At 71.4% G+C, this 15,182-nt stretch carries 9 protein-coding genes; all 9 read left to right on the forward strand.

Going from position 1 to position 15,182, the window contains the following annotated elements:
- The first annotated feature begins 460 nt into the window (after positions 1-460).
- The 9 genes from ACFYW7_RS28905 (at position 461) to ACFYW7_RS28945 (ending at position 15,154) form a co-directional block, all read left to right on the forward strand.
- Positions 461-2,287 (forward strand): hypothetical protein, encoded by a 1,827-nt coding sequence (locus ACFYW7_RS28905; protein WP_389507579.1) that lies wholly within the window; start codon positions 461-463, stop codon positions 2,285-2,287.
- Entirely contained in the window at positions 2,284-3,345 is a 1,062-nt protein-coding gene (locus ACFYW7_RS28910) for an AAA family ATPase (protein WP_389507581.1), read from the forward strand. Before ACFYW7_RS28905 ends, ACFYW7_RS28910 begins: the two co-directional genes overlap by 4 nt.
- Positions 3,345-7,634 (forward strand): FxSxx-COOH system tetratricopeptide repeat protein, encoded by a 4,290-nt coding sequence (gene fxsT, locus ACFYW7_RS28915; protein ID WP_389507583.1) that lies wholly within the window; start codon positions 3,345-3,347, stop codon positions 7,632-7,634. Before ACFYW7_RS28910 ends, fxsT begins: the two co-directional genes overlap by 1 nt.
- 37 nt (positions 7,635-7,671) lie before the next feature.
- The gene (locus ACFYW7_RS28920) at positions 7,672-8,853 is read left to right on the forward strand and encodes a hypothetical protein (protein ID WP_389507585.1); all 1,182 of its coding nucleotides are present in this window, start codon (positions 7,672-7,674) and stop codon (positions 8,851-8,853) included.
- Between the two features lie 33 nt (positions 8,854-8,886).
- Positions 8,887-9,942 carry a caspase family protein gene (locus tag ACFYW7_RS28925; RefSeq protein WP_389507587.1) on the forward strand — a complete coding sequence of 352 codons (1,056 nt, stop codon included), beginning with the start codon at positions 8,887-8,889 and terminating at the stop codon, positions 9,940-9,942.
- A 190-nt stretch (positions 9,943-10,132) separates the two neighbouring features.
- Complete coding sequence (locus ACFYW7_RS28930) at positions 10,133-10,261, forward strand: hypothetical protein (protein WP_389507589.1); 129 nt, start codon at positions 10,133-10,135, stop codon at positions 10,259-10,261.
- Between the two features lie 21 nt (positions 10,262-10,282).
- A complete protein-coding gene (locus ACFYW7_RS28935) occupies positions 10,283-11,938 on the forward strand; it encodes an aKG-HExxH-type peptide beta-hydroxylase (protein WP_389507592.1) in 1,656 nt (551 codons plus the stop codon).
- A gap of 301 nt (positions 11,939-12,239) precedes the next feature.
- Entirely contained in the window at positions 12,240-13,322 is a 1,083-nt protein-coding gene (locus tag ACFYW7_RS28940) for a hydrogenase expression protein HypE (RefSeq protein WP_389507595.1), read from the forward strand.
- A 50-nt stretch (positions 13,323-13,372) separates the two neighbouring features.
- Complete coding sequence (locus tag ACFYW7_RS28945) at positions 13,373-15,154, forward strand: nickel-dependent hydrogenase large subunit (RefSeq protein ID WP_389507598.1); 1,782 nt, start codon at positions 13,373-13,375, stop codon at positions 15,152-15,154.
- Positions 15,155-15,182: the final 28 nt, after the last annotated feature.

The following is a 15,182-nucleotide window of genomic DNA, read 5'->3' on the forward strand; positions in this document are numbered from 1 at the left end:
GGGGGGGGTCGTGGCCCGCTCCCCGCCGGCGGGGGGGGTGCAACCCACCCCGCGGCCCCTCCCCCGGGGGGTGGGGGGGGTTTTTGGTCCCGGGGGCCCGCGTCAACCAAGACCGGCCCGAACGGCACCCGACTGCAAACTCGATCAAGGGCGTTGAACGCCGAACCGGGCGCGTCCGGCGGCGGAGCCGGCGCCGGCCCGAACGGGAACCGCCGGAGCGACGCCCCAGGGATTCGTCCCGCGACCACGTTGCCGCGGGGCTGGTCTCGCGGGTGCGCCGGGCCGGCGGAGGCATACGATCGCCGACCCACCAGGTCGGCACGTGCGACGGAGCCGAGGTCGCGTCGGAAGCGGCGGACAACAGTCCCCTGCCCGTGGGCCGGATCTTACTCAGCGTCAGAACACATGCTAATTTTGTCATGCTGCTCTGATCGGATTGCTGTGTCCGGGGGGAGATCCGATGGCTGAGGCGCGGGGCGGGCTCGAGGGCACAGAGCGCGAGGAGTTCGTCAGCGCCATCGTCGACGAACTCGTCCACTGCCGCTTCCTCGACGAGGGCAACAGCCGACGGACGGTCGGCGAACACCTCGGACTCTCCCCCGAGTTGTGGGAGGGAACCCTGCCCGCGTTCCGGGTCGAGGTGGCGCGTCACATCAGTCTCCATCCCACGGACCGCGTGTCCACCCTGTGCACCGTCGTCGGCTGGTACGACGAACGGCGACGGGAATCGCTCTGGCTGCGGCTGCGCCCCTTTCTGGCGGGACGATCGGAGGACAGGACCAATCACCGCCGCCCGTTACCCGTCCCGTCGTCGGCGAGTGAAGGCCTCGACGACGGAACGAGACCTGGCCCGGCCCTCCGCGGCCCAGCGGGACACGCCGACAGGCCGGGACCACAGGGCCCCACGGAACAGACCGCTCCGCCGCACTCCGGACGGGTGACGGAACCGGCGATCCCTCAACTCCCCAGCCCCTTCACCGCCGACGAACACCGTCGCGTTCAGCGTCTGCTGATGATCGAGCGAACCGGGCCGAAGGACATGCACCAGCTCCGGGACAGTATCGGCTTCGAGCTCGGCTTCCCCGTTCCGGGTGAACCCTCGACACCGCTCGACCTGTTCGACGCCCTCGTCGACTTCAACGCTCCTCCCGACCGCATCCCGCCGTCGGTGGTCGCGCTCGAATGGGTGGCGGCCCAGACCGCGGACAAATCGGCGGCGCACCGGTGCCAGGAATGGGCGGAGCGGTGGGCCCGCGATCACGACTGCCTGCCGGAACTCCTGCGACGTCGTCAGGCACGTGAACGGTGGCAGGCCGACCCCCGTGTTCCACGCGCACTGCTGATCATGGTCGAGCCGGCGGGCGACGGCAGTGACGACGTGACGGTCCGGTACTGGATCAACGACTTGGCGGGCCATTGGGCTCCCCGCGCCGGCGAGGCGACCGAAACCCGCATGGACGGACTCGGCGCAGCGGTGGAGCGGGCGCTGGCGGAGGGCGAACGCCTTTGGGCGGCCTCCAGATCCGACCCGGCGGACCAGTTGCCGCCGTTCGTCGAATTCATCCTGCCCTATCTGCTGCTCAACCATGACGTCGCACGGCTGGAGATCGGGGCGGACGGCCCGGCGGCCGCGGCGATCGGTCCCCGGTACTGCGTGCACCTGCGCAGCCTCGACCGGTTGCGGCGGATACCCCACGATCCGTTCATCGCGAACCGGTGGCGCCAGCGGTGGCAGGAACTGCACCAGCACGGGACGCGGCTGCACCACTGGACGCACGGGGACGGGGTTCCGATGGACCTCTGGTCACGGTCGCTGACCCACCGGCAGCACGGTTCCGCACCGTACACGGCACTGGCCCTGGACGCGCCGAAACGGGCAAGCACGGCGTTGACCGCGCTGAAGCGGGCGATCGCCGAGGGCTTCGGCCTGGCCCTGTGGGATCGTCGCGGCAAATTGGAACCCCGCAGCCGCGAGACGATCGCTGAGTTGCTCGACGGCACCCGGACCGCGCACGGGGTGCCACGGCGGGTGCAGGAGATGCGGGCTCGCGCGGAGGCCGACGCCGACGGCAGGGTGTTCCTCGGCCGTCATGTCGCCTTCCTGTGGGACGACCCCGAACGGATCGTCGACTGCCAGCCGGGGCGGTCCGTGCCGGTGGGCCCGCCCGAGCAGGCCGGACGATCCGGACCGGACTCCTCAGACCGCACGGACGCCGTCGCCGGCCCGTATCCGGCACCGGGTCCGCACACATCCAGCTCGTCGACCGCCGAGGAGGCGCCCCGATGACCGGACCGGCCCACCCCGGTGACGCCTGGCGGGTGTTCCACGCCACCGGGCAGTCCCCCGAGGACGATCCCGCACCGTTGCCGAAGGCGCCCCCGTGGCGGCAGTTCCGGGGCGGTCCGCCCCTTCCGCAACCCGATCAGTGGGATGCCGGATCAGCTCGAAGGCTCGGAGCGAACAACAGGCTCGCCCAGCTCGGCGAGGCAGAGATCGATGTCGTGAACGCCGCGATCCTGCTGCGCCGCCCCCTGCTCGTGACGGGGCCGCCGGGCATCGGCAAGTCGACCTTGGCCTACCTGATCTCCCGGGAACTCGGGCTGGGGCGGGTACTGCAGTGGTCGATCGTGAGCCGTTCGACGTTGCGGAGCGGACTGTACGACTACGACGCGATCGGCCGCGCCCAAACAGTGGCCGAGCTCGCGGCGCGTACGGGCAACGACGGCACGGCGACGGCGGCCGGAGCGGCCGGCCATGACACACCGCCGCGGCCATCGGTCGGAGAATTCCTGACCTTGGGCCCGCTCGGCACAGCGCTGCTGCCCTACCGACTGCCGCGGATCCTGCTCGTCGACGAGCTCGACAAGGGTGACATCGACCTGCCGAACGACCTGTTGCACGTCCTGGAGAACGGCGCCTACGACATTCCCGAGCTGGTGCGGACCGGTGAGAGCCACGTCGAGGTGCACACGGACGACCCGCAGGGCCGGACGGTGGTGCAGCGCGGGCGGATCGAATGCGCGGAATTCCCGATCGTGGTGATGACGAGCAACGGGGAGCGAGAGTTTCCGGCCGCGTTCCGCCGCCGCTGCCTCCCCCTGGAGATGCGGCCCCCGAGCCGGGAACTGCTGCTGGCGATCGTCGAGGGACACCTGCGCCACCGGCCGGACGGGCTGGAGGAACTCGTGGAGGATTTCGCGGTGCGGCTCGGCAACGGCGGTACGCACTCCGTCGACCAGCTCCTCAACGCCGCGCAGTTGATCACCCAGAAGGGATTTCCGCCGGGCTCGCGCGGCAAGGCGCTGATCGAGACCCTGCTGCGTGATCTGTCCAAGGGGCACTAGTGGAAGCCCCCGACGGGACCGGCGCCGCCCCGCCGCAGGCAGCGCCGGGCACCCCCTCCGAACCACTCCGGGCACCGTCCGAGGACGCGAGGACCACCGTCGTCGCCGCGCAGGACGAACCGCCCGACGTGCTCTGGAGCGAACTCGCCGACGCCGCCTGGCTGGGGGCGTTCTGGATCGCGGCAGGCCGCCCGCTGCCGGAGACCGCGGCACCCGCCGAGCCCGCCGCGAGCACCCCCGCCTCCCCTCCGTGGGGAACCCCGGTGCCCCCGCAGACCCGCCCCGGTGGCACGGACGCGGGTACCGGGAGGACCGACCGGACGGCGGGCATCGGACCGTCCGGCGTTCCGCCCCAGGTCCGCCCCGATCCGGGCGGCGACATCGAGCTGCCCCTGCCGCCGCCTCGCCTCTCCCGGCCGCACCACGGGGTGCGGGTGGCCTCGGGAACCCTGCCGCTCGCCCGCGCGATGCGCCGGCTCGCCCGGCCCCGGCCGTCGGCCCATCGATGGGAACTGGACGAGGAGCGGACGGCGGATCGCGTCCTCGACGGCGCCTCCTGGCTGCCCGTGCTGCGTCCGGTTCCGGAGCGGGCCCTGGACCTGGTGATCCTGGTGGATTCGGGCAAGACCATGCGGGTGTGGGAGCGGGAGGCGCGTGCGCTGTACGAGCAGGCCGCTCTGTCCGGCGCGTTCCGTGACGTGCGCACCGTCTCGCTGTCGCTGCCCCCGGACGGTCCGGCCGCGCTGTTGCGGCCCGGCAGCCGCCGGGCATCACCCGCCGAACTGCTGGACCCCCGAGGCGAACGGGCCTTCCTGCTGGTCACGGACGGTTTGGGAGACGGGTGGGCGTCCGCGGGCGCGGACCGGCTGCTGCGCCGTCTGGCCGGAGCCGGCCCCTGCGCGATCGTCCATCTGCTGCCGACGCACCTGCGCCACCGCTCCGCGCTGCGACCGTTTCCCGCCACGCTCACCGCCAGTGGCTTCGGGCGGGCGAACACGACGTTGACGCAGGTCGCCGACGAGGAACTGGACGACCCGCTGCGGTCTCGCCCGCCGGACGGCAGTGGCGATCAAGTGGTCGTCCCGGTGCTGTCGTTGAAGGCCGCTTCTCTCGCGGGTTGGACCGCCCTGGTGGTCGGCGGCGCGGGCTCGGAGCAGCGCTGCCAGGTGGTGCAGGCGGGATCGCTGGCGAAGGAGCCCGCGGCGCCGGGCCTGCGGTACAGCGCGGGCAGCGCCGAGGCGGCCGTACGCGGCTTCACCTCGCTGGCCACCCCCACGGCTCGCCGGCTCGCTTCGCAACTGGCGGCCATACCCCTGGAGTTGGACGCGATCCAGGCCGTCCAGCGCCTGATGCTGCCCTCGTCGGGTCCGGAACACCTGGCGGAGATCCTGATGGGCGGGCTGTTGGAATGGCCCGGGCGCGAGGGTGCCACCGTCGATTTCGCCGTCGGGGTTCGGGAGGCGCTGCTCGCCGGCGGGACCCGTTCCGAACTCGCCGCGATCGTGTCCTGTCTCGCCGAACTACCGCCCGGCCGGCCCGACCCTCGAGCGGTACGGCTCCGTGCCGCTCTGACGGACCCCGATCTGGCACCGCTGCCCGATCCGGCCAGCGCCGACCGAGCCTGGGTGCGGCTGGAACTGGCTGTGCTGGAAGCACTGTCGGGGCCGCACGCCCGGCGTGCCCGCAGGCTCCGAGAGGCTCTGGAACGTCCCGTCCCGCGCCCCTCCCCATCCTGGCGACCGGACTCGAAAGGTGGCAGCGCCATGGCTCCCGAACCGCCCCGCCCCGCCGGCGGGCGCCATGGTGCGCCGGGCATCAAGGGGCCCATGCCGCCGCGCAACGCTCACTTCATCGGGCGTGACGACATGCTCGCGACCGTGGCCGAACAATTGGAGCTCGGCGAGCTCGCCGCGGTCCTGCCCCACGCGCTGCACGGAACCGGCGGTGTCGGCAAGTCGCAGATCGCCATCGAGTACGTCTACCGGCATCAGCACGAGTTCGACGTGGTGTGGTGGGTACCGGCCGAGCAGCAGTCGATGGTGCTGTCCTCGTTCGCAGGTCTCGCCCGCGCGTTGGGGCTCACGGTCGGACCGCAGCCGGGCACCGCCGTGCCACGGGTCCTGGACGCGTTGCGGGACGGCGACCGGTACGGACGGTGGCTGCTGATCTTCGACAACGCCGAAGACGTCGACGGAGTGCGCCCGTTCATTCCCACGAGCGGGAACGGGAAGGTCATCGTCACCTCGCGCAACCGGGCCTGGGAGGGGGTCGCGACGTCCCTCACGGTCGATGTGTTCCGCCGCGAGGAGAGCCGCGACCTGTTGATGCGCCGCTCCCCCGCGCTCGGGGCCGACGAGGCGGACCGGCTCGCCGCGGCGCTGGGCGACCTTCCGCTCGCGATCGAGCTCGCCGCGGCCTGGCACGGCGCCTCGCACATGCCCGTCGACCGCTACCTCGCCCTCCTGGAGCAGCACCGGGCCGAGCTCGACGCGAGCGGAATCGTCCACGACTACCCGTCCTCGGTCGCCGCCGCCTGGCGCATCACGCTGGCCCATCTCCAGACCGAGTCCTCGGGCGTGTACCAACTCCTCGGCGTGTGCGGCTGTCTGGCCGCCGAACCCGTCCCGTTGAGCATCTTCCGCAGCGGGGGGCGCATCAGCGTCAGCCGGGAACTCGACCCGATCCTGCGCGACCCGATCCGGCTGTCCCGCGCCATCCGCGAGCTGTCCAAGTTCTCCCTCATCCGCGTCGACCACCGTCGCGACGCCATCCAGATGCACCGCCTCATGCAGAGCGTCCTGCGCACGACCACGGAGCCCGGCGAGCGAGAGAGGCTGCTCCACGCCGCGCACTCCCTGCTCGCGGCCGCGAAACCGGCCGGCAGCCCGTCGTCGCCCGGCCACTGGGACGGCTACCAGGCGCTTCTTCCGCACGCCGTGTCGTCGCAGGCGGCCGCGAGCCGCGACGGCTGGGTCCGCGACCTCGTCGCGAGCCTCGTCTACTACCTCTACTACTGGGGTGACCACGAGCAGGCCGTCGACCTCGCCGGGCAGGCGTGGGGGCACTGGAACGAGGAGACCGGTGAACCGGACACCCTGGTCATCCAGATGGCCAAGCTGTACGCGTTCTGCCAGCGAATCATCGGTGTCGACCGTGACGCCTTCTCCCTCAACGAGCGGGCGCTCGCCGTGTCGCGCCGTCCCGGCGTACCGGAGGAGGAGCTCATCGACTCGATGTGGCAGATGGCCGGTGCGCACCGCTACCGCGGCGACTTCACCGCCGCCCTCGTACTGGACCGGGAAGCCTTCGAGCGAGCGCGCAACCTGTTCGGGCCCGACGACCCGGACACCTTGAAGGCGGCGCACAGCTACGGCGTCTCGCTGCGGATGTGCGGCGAGTTCCGGAGCGCCCGCGCCCTCGACGAGGAGACCGCGCGCCAATGGGAACTCGTGTACGGACACGCGGACGGCTTCACCCTCAACACCCGCAACGGACTGTCGATCGACATCCTCGAGTGCGGCGACTACCCCCGCGCCCGTCAGCTCCAGGAAGACGTCCACGCCGCGTACCGGTCCGCGTTCGGGTCCGAGAACCCCGCGACGATGCGGGCGGCACGCAACCTCGCGGTCTGCCGTCGCAGGGACGGGGCGCTGGACGCCGCCTGGGAACTCAGCGAACACGTGTTCCAACTCTTCGTCGAGAAGTGCGGACACGACCACAGCGACACCCTCGCCAGCGCTGTCAACGTCATGGTGGACCGGCGTATCGGCGGCGAACTGCACCGGTCGCGCGAGATCGGCCAGGACACGGTCGACCGCTACCGGGAAGCGCTCGGTCCCGACCACATGTACACGCTCATCACCGTGGCCAACCTCGCCGCCACCCATCGCGCACTCGGTGAGGCCGACCTGGCTCGTGCCCTGGACGAGGTCGCTCTGGGCCAGCTCAACTCCACGGTCGGCCCCGACCACCTCAACACCATGATCGTGGCCATGGGGCACGCGGCCGACCTGCACCTGGCCGGTGAGCACGGACGGGCGGCCTCCGTCCAGGAGGCGCTGCTGCCACGGCTCACCACCGTCTGCGGTGTCGACCACCCGGTGACCCTCGCGCTGCACGCCAACCTGGCCACCGATCTGTCCGCCCTCGGCCGCGCCGGACCGGCCGGCGAACACACCCGGACCGCCGTCGACGGGCTCGCCCGCGTGGTGGGCTCCGGCCACGACTGGCTGCTCGCGGCCCGTGACGAGCGGCGCGTCGAATGCGACACCTCCCCGATGCCGCTGTGACACGCGGCAGGCCTTCGCCGACACAGGAGGAGCCCTCGTGACCACCGTCGTCTTCGTCCACGGGACCGGCGTACGCGAACCCGCCCTGTCGGCGCTGGTGTCCCGGGTCGGTACCGGGCTGCGCCACGCCGCGCCGCACCTCCGCCTGGTCACCTGCGACTGGGGCACCCCGCACGGCGCCACGCTGGCCGCGGACGGTGCCAGCATCCCGGCCACCGGGGGTCGCCACCGCGGGGCCGGCTTCGCAGCGGCCCGCGACGACGACGCCGACGCGGCCGAGTGGGAGCTGCTGTACACCGACCCGCTCGCCGAACTCCGCCTGGCGGCGTCCGGGGCCCCGCCGCCCGGCCCCGTCCCGCCGCATCAGGTCCCGGCCGGCGCGGCGATCCGCGAGCGGCTGGCGGAGCTGCTGGCCGCGCCGGCCGAACTGGACGCGTCGCTGCGGCTCGCCACCGCCTCACACGGCGAACACGCCCTGCGCGCGCTCATCGACGCCCCCGAACTGGCCGGAGCGGCGCAGGCGGCCGACGCCGACACCCTGGCCGATCTCACCGCGCGCGCACTGGTCGCCCACCTTCTCGCCGACGCGTCGGACGCGGGCGACCCGCTGAGTCCGACCGCCTCCGACCGGGACGCCGCCGTCACCCTCCTGGCCGCCCGCCTCCGCGACCGTCCGCCGGGCTCCGACCGGGGACCGGGCCGCCTCCTCCTGCGGGCGCTCACCCCCCTCGCCTCCCGAGCCGCCGTCCGACGCCGCTCGGCGATAACCCGGGCCACCCACCCGGCGGCCGGCGACATCCTTCGCTATCTCGTCGTGGGGGACGCCCATCGGGCCCATCTCGCCGACCTGGTCCGGGCGCAGCCCGCACCGGTCGTCCTGCTCTGCCACAGCCTCGGCGGCATCATCGCCGTCGACACCCTCGTCATGACACCCCTCCCCGGCGTCGCTCTCCTCGTGACCGCCGGCTCCCAGGCCCCGTTCCTCTACGAGACCGGCGCGCTCCCCTCGCTCCGGTACCCGCAACCCCTGCCGCCCACGTTTCCCGGCTGGCTCAACATCTACGACCCGCGGGACCTGCTGGCCTTCGCCGCCCAGCCGCTCTTCCCCGGGCACGCCACCGATGTCCCGCTCTCCAGCGGACAACCGTTCCCGCATTCCCACAGCGCCTATTGGAACAACCCCGCGCTGTACGAGGCGGTGGCGAGACACCTGCCATGAGATCCCCCGGATGATCCGCGCACGAGGAGCACGATGACCGACCCGGCAGCGTTCCCCGACGACGTGCACGCCCTGGTCGTGGGGATCGAGACGTACGCCTTCGGGCCACGGTGGACCCTCCCGGGCCCTTCGGACGACGCCCTGCGCTTTCGCGCCTGGCTGTTGGAGCGCGGGGTTCCCGACGACAACATCCGGCTCCACCTGGCCCCGGAACCGGGTCACGCACCGGACGTGCCCTACCGCCCGTGCGACCGCTGGGCCCTGCGGCGTTCGCTCGTCCAAGACCTCCCCGCCGCCTCTTCGCGGCTGCTCTGGGTGTTCTGGGGAGGCCACGGCTACCTCGACCCGCAGGACCATCTGCGTCTGCTCACGGCCGACGCTTCGGAACGCGACGCCCTCAACATCGACGTGACCGACGCCCTCGCCTACTACAACAGCACCGGCGTTCCCCACCACCCGGAACAGGTCTGGATCGTCGACGCCTGCGCGACCTTCCAGCACGAGATGAACCTCGGCGTCGCCCCGCCGACCGAGACCTTGCCCCACGGCCGGCCGGCCGACCGGTCACGTCAGCTCCAGTTCCACGCGGCTCGCCGAGGACAACGGACTCCCAACCTGCCCGAAACCCGAACGGGCCGGTTCTCCAGCCTCGTCATGAGGCAGCTCAGCCGCCGCCACGACGCGACGACGCCCCTGGACTCCGGCTTCATCGACGCTGTCGAACGCGACGCCCGTGCCGCGGACGACGGGCACGCGCCCGGCTGGACCCACCTGCGGGAACCCGGACGCGACATCGCCTTCGGTTCCCCGGCGAGCCCGGGCCCCCCGGACCCGTCCCCCGGACCGGGCGACACCGTCGGCGCTCTCGTCAACGCGCTGTGCGGGCGCCCCTGGGCATCCGACGCGGACACCCGGCAGAACCTCGTCGACGCCCTGCCGCGTCCGCTCCGCGAGCACGTCCCGCGCTCGCGTTCACCTCGCTCGGATCTCGTCGGCATCGTCGTGCATCTCAGCAAGGTCGACGGCGGTCTCGACGCGCTCCGAGAGGCCATGAGGATCATCGACGGCGGCTCGGACGGAGTTCCCTGACGTGTCGTGACATGGCACTGATTTCTGTTAGCCTCACGCGTGACGTGATCCCCATGGCGGACCGTTGGCGTCTTCTGTGTGTGCGTTCCTTGTACCTCGACGCGACCCGGTACCAGAGTCGAGGTGAGTGACCGAAGTGCCCCATCTGCCATCGGAATCTGCGGACAGCTGGGCATCGGATCTGCCCGACATGGCGTCCGTGTCGCTGCGCAATCTGCGGACCGCCGCACTCCCCGCCCCCGACGAGCGGCTTCTCGACGAAGTCCGACGCCCTCGCGCGAACGCGCTGGGCGGATCGAATCCGGGCCGCGCCGAGTAGCAGCGGACGATCGGAGCAGACATGAGTGCCGACCTGACCTACCCCAGTCTGACTCTGTCCGGCGAGGACCTCGCCGCTCTCGCCTCCGGCGGCTCCACCCCCACAGCGCTGACCTTCCTCGAGAAGGGCGAGCGAACCCGTCGGCTCCTGCTGCTCAGACAGCTCCTCGACGCTCTCGCCACGCGCCCCGAGCTCACCGCTCCCCTCGGCCCGTGGACCCAGGCCTGGGACCTGCTCGAACGGGCCGCTCACGCCGCGCCCCTGATCGCCGACGAACTGCTCACCAGTCCACAGACCGGCACCTGGCTGGCCCACACCCTTCGCCGCCTGCACGGACAGCACATGCGGGCGGGCATCTGGACGGACGCCGGCCGGCTCTTCACCCTCGCCGGCACCGCCGCGCTGCGCTGCGGCATGGACGCGGACCTGCCGGTACCCCTGCGCGGAGGCGGACTGTCGCTCCCGGGCCTCGGGCTGGTGACGGCACCCGGACGGCATCCTGAGCACAGCGTGGGCCGACTGGTCGTCGGACCGGGCGTGTTCACCCTCGTCACGGACCGAGGAGACAGTCCCCGTACGTCCTTGACCTCGCCCGCCGCCGCCCACTGGCACCCCCTGCGGACCCTGGGTCCCGGCGCCGTCACGCTCGACGATCTCGATCCCTACCGGGACCTCGACGAACCCGTGGCACCCAGACCCCTCTCCGCCGACGAGGCCGCGAACTGGCAGAGCCTGTACGTCGGGGCGCACGCCATCCTCAGCACGGACGCGGCGGCCGGCCCCGGAACCGCCGGCCTCCTGGTCGCCGGAACCGTCGACCCGGCCCGCATCCGTACGATCGTCCCCTGGCAGCCCCCGGTCGCGGACGACGACGGGACACCCCGTCCCCAGCTCTCCGCCTCCACCGGCGACGCCTACGCCTCCATGGTCATCTCACGACCGCCCGACGCCGTCCGGCTGGCCGAGACCCTGGTCCACGAGTTCCAGCACAGCAAGCTCGCCGCGCTCCTCCATCACTTCCCCCTCCTCGACGACGACCGCGCCGAGCGCTACTACGCACCGTGGCGCAGCGACCCCCGCCATCTCACCGGGCTCCTCCACGGCGCCTACGCCTTCACCGGCGTGGCCGGTTTCTGGCGGCTCCGCATGCGTGATCCGTCGGGTGACGGCGACGACAGGGGTTTCGCCGCGTACCACTTCGCGCTGCGCCGTCTCCAGGCTCGCCTGGTCGTCAGGACGTTGGCCCAGTCGGGCCGGCTGGCTCCGCAGGGAAGGGTCATCGTCCGCGGACTGACCCGGACCCTGACGGACTGGCTCCACGAAGACGTTCCCGACCGCGCTCTCTACCGTGCGCGTACCGCCGCCCGCCTGCACCGCACGGAGTGGCGCCTGCGCAACGTCCGCCCGTCGGCCCAGGACCCCGTCCCCTCGGACAGCTCCTGGCCCGACCCTCGCACCCCCGGCTTCGCCCACGAGGTGACGAATCCCAGGACCGCCGACGAGTTCCTCGCCGCGGGGGATCCCGCCACCGCCCTCCCGATGTACCGGCAGGCGGCTCCGTACGACCCCGCCGCCCATGCCGGCTTCCTCGTGTCGACCGCCCTCGCCTTCCCGGGCCGCTCGGCCGCCGCGGCCCTCGCGAGCCCGGAACTGGCCCTCGCCCCCGGGGCCCGGTGAGCGGCGTCCCCAGGGCTCCGGAGCCCTGGTCCCCCGACCGGCGGTGACGCACGCGGGTGCTTCTCGTGGCACCCTACGGCCGGGTCTTCTCGTCCTCGCCCGGGAACGGCCGTCGCCCCGCCCGCGGACCTCGCGTTCCCCCGGCGCGGGCGGGATCGTACGAACGCCGTTCGCGCCGCGGCGGTAGTGCGCACCGCCGATAGGGCCCGTTCGCACTTACCGGCGGCGTTGCCGGTCGGTAACCATGGGAGAGACTGTTTGGCCAGTCCTGACCGGAATGCGCCGATTCCTAGGAGGGCTCATGGACGCCCCGACCGCGACGAAGGCCGATCCCGGCGCGAAGGGCGGCGCCGAGGACGATCCGACCGTCCACATTCTCTGGATCAACGCGGGGCTGAGCTGTGACGGGGACTCGGTCTCGCTGACCGCCGCGACCCAGCCCAGCATCGAGGAACTGGCACTCGGTGCCCTGCCGGGGCTTCCCAAGGTCGCGGTCCACTGGCCTCTGATCGACTTCGAGTGCGGGCCCGTGCAGGGCGCCGACAATTTCGTGGAGTGGTTCTTCAAGGCCGACCGGGGCGAGCTGGAGCCCTTCGTGCTGGTCGTCGAGGGGTCCATTCCGAACGAGCGGGTCAAACCGGAGGGCTACTGGTGCGGTTTCGGGGACGATCCGGAGACGGGTCAGCCGATCACCACCAGTGAGTGGCTGGACCGGCTCACCCCCAAGGCTCTCGCCGTGGTCGCCATCGGCACCTGTGCGACGTACGGCGGTATCCACGCGATGGCCGGGAACCCGACCGGCGCGATGGGTGTGCCGGACTACCTGGGCTGGGAGTGGAAGTCCAAGGCCGGGATTCCGATCGTCTGCATCCCGGGCTGTCCCGTGCACCCGGACAACGCCTCCGAGACCCTGCTCTACCTGCTGTACCAGGCGGCGGGCGCGGCGCCCATGATCCCGCTGGACGAGGAGCTGCGGCCGACCTGGCTGTTCGGGGCCACGGTCCACGAGGGCTGCGACCGTGCCGGCTACTACGAGCAGGGGCAGTTCGCGAAGGAGTACGGATCCCCCGAGTGCCTGGTCAAGCTCGGCTGCTGGGGGCCGGTGGTCAAGTGCAACGTGCCCAAGCGCGGCTGGATCAACGGGGTGGGCGGCTGCCCGAACGTCGGCGGCATCTGCATCGCCTGCACCATGCCGGGCTTCCCGGACAAGTTCATGCCGTTCATGGACGAGCCGCCGGGCGGCCATGTGTCCGCGACGGCGAGCGGCATCTACGGCTCGGTCGTGCGACGGCTGCGGAACATCACCGCGAGGACCGTCGACAAGGAACCGAAGTGGCGCGGCAGGAGCGAGGAGCTCACGACCGGCTACAAGGCCCCGTGGTGACCACGGTCGCCCGCTGAGCAGGACACTCGACAGGAAGGTGGCGCGGCACCATGGCGACGGCGACGAACAAGCCGGCCGGTGACGGCCTCACGGAGATGTCGTGGGACCCGATCACCCGCATCGTGGGCAGTCTCGGCATCCACACAAAGATCGACTTCAAGGCCAAGCGGGTCGCTGAGTGCTACAGCACCTCGTCCGTCTTCCGTGGGTACAGCGTGTTCATGCGCGGCAAGGACCCACGTGACGCGCACTTCATCACCAGCCGGATCTGCGGCATCTGCGGCGACAACCACGCCACCTGCTCGGTCTACGCCCAGAACATGGCGTACGGCGTGGCACCCCCGCATCTCGGCGAGTGGATCATCAACCTCGGTGAGGCCGCCGAGTACATGTTCGACCACAACATCTTCCAGGAGAACCTGGTCGGCGTGGACTACTGCGAGCGGATGGTCCGCGAGACCAACCCCGGTGTCCTCGAACTCGCCGAGCGGACCGAGGCCCCGCACGCGGCCGACCACGGTTACCGCACCATCGCCGACATCATGCGCTCGCTCAACCCGCTGGAGGGCGAGTTCTACCGTGAGGCGCTTCAAGTCAGCCGCTACACAAGGGAGATGTTCTGTCTGATGGAGGGCCGCCACGTGCATCCCTCCACGCTCTACCCGGGCGGTGTCGGCACGGTCGCGACCATCCAGCTGTTCACCGACTACCTGACCCGGCTCACCCGCTACGTGGAGTTCATGAAGCGGGTCGTCCCGCTCCACGACGACCTCTTCGACTTCTTCTACGAGGCACTGCCCGGCTACGAGGAAGTGGGCAGGCGCCGGGTGCTGCTGGGCTGCTGGGGCGCGCTGAACGACCCAGAGTACTGCGACTTCCAGTACGCCAACATGGAGAGCTGGGGCCGGCGGATGTTCGTCACCCCGGGTGTCGTCGTGGACGGCGAGCTGGTCACCAACAGCCTCGTCGACATCAACCTCGGCATCCGCATCCTGCTCGGCAGTTCGTACTACGAGGACTGGTCGGGCATGGAGAAGTTCGTGGAGCACGACCCGCTCGGCAACCCGGTCGACGAACGGCACCCGTGGAACCAGCACACCATCCCGGCCCCGCAGAAGCGGGACTTCGACGACAAGTACAGCTGGGTCATGTCGCCGCGCTGGTTCGACGGCAAGGATCACCTGGCGCTGGACACCGGCGGCGGCCCGATCGCCCGGCTGTGGTCCACGGCCCTGTCCGGACTCGTCGACATCGGCTACGTCAAGGCCACCGGGAACAGCGTGCAGATCAACCTGCCGCGCACCATGACGAAGCCGGAGATGGCGCTGGAGTGGAAGATCCCGCAGTGGAGCAACGCCCTCGAACGCAACCGGGCCCGCACCTACTTCCAGGCCTACGCCGCGGCGGCCGCCCTCCACTTCGCCGAGAAGGCGATGGAGGAGATCCGCGCCGGCCGCACCCAGACCTGGGAGAAGTTCGACGTGCCGGACGAGTCGATCGGCTGCGGGTTCACCGAGGCGGTCCGGGGCGTGCTCTCCCACCACATGGTGATCAGGGACGGCAAGATCGCCAACTACCACCCGTATCCGCCGACCCCGTGGAACGGCAGCGTGCGCGACAGCTACGGCACACCGGGCCCGTACGAGGACGCGGTGCAGAACACCCCCATCTTCGAGGAGAACCCGCCCGAGAACTTCAAGGGCATCGACATCATGCGGGCCGTCCGCAGCTTCGACCCGTGTCTGCCGTGCGGTGTGCACATGTACGTCGGCGACGGCCGGACCGTCGAGCAGACGCACATGCCGACGGGGCTGAGCGGACTGGCGGTCTGACCTCCCGGGACCTGGGACCTTCCTCAGG

The sequence above is a fragment of the Streptomyces sp. NPDC002580 genome, assembly GCF_042889485.1.
Taxonomy (GTDB): Bacteria; Actinomycetota; Actinomycetes; order Streptomycetales; family Streptomycetaceae; genus Streptomyces.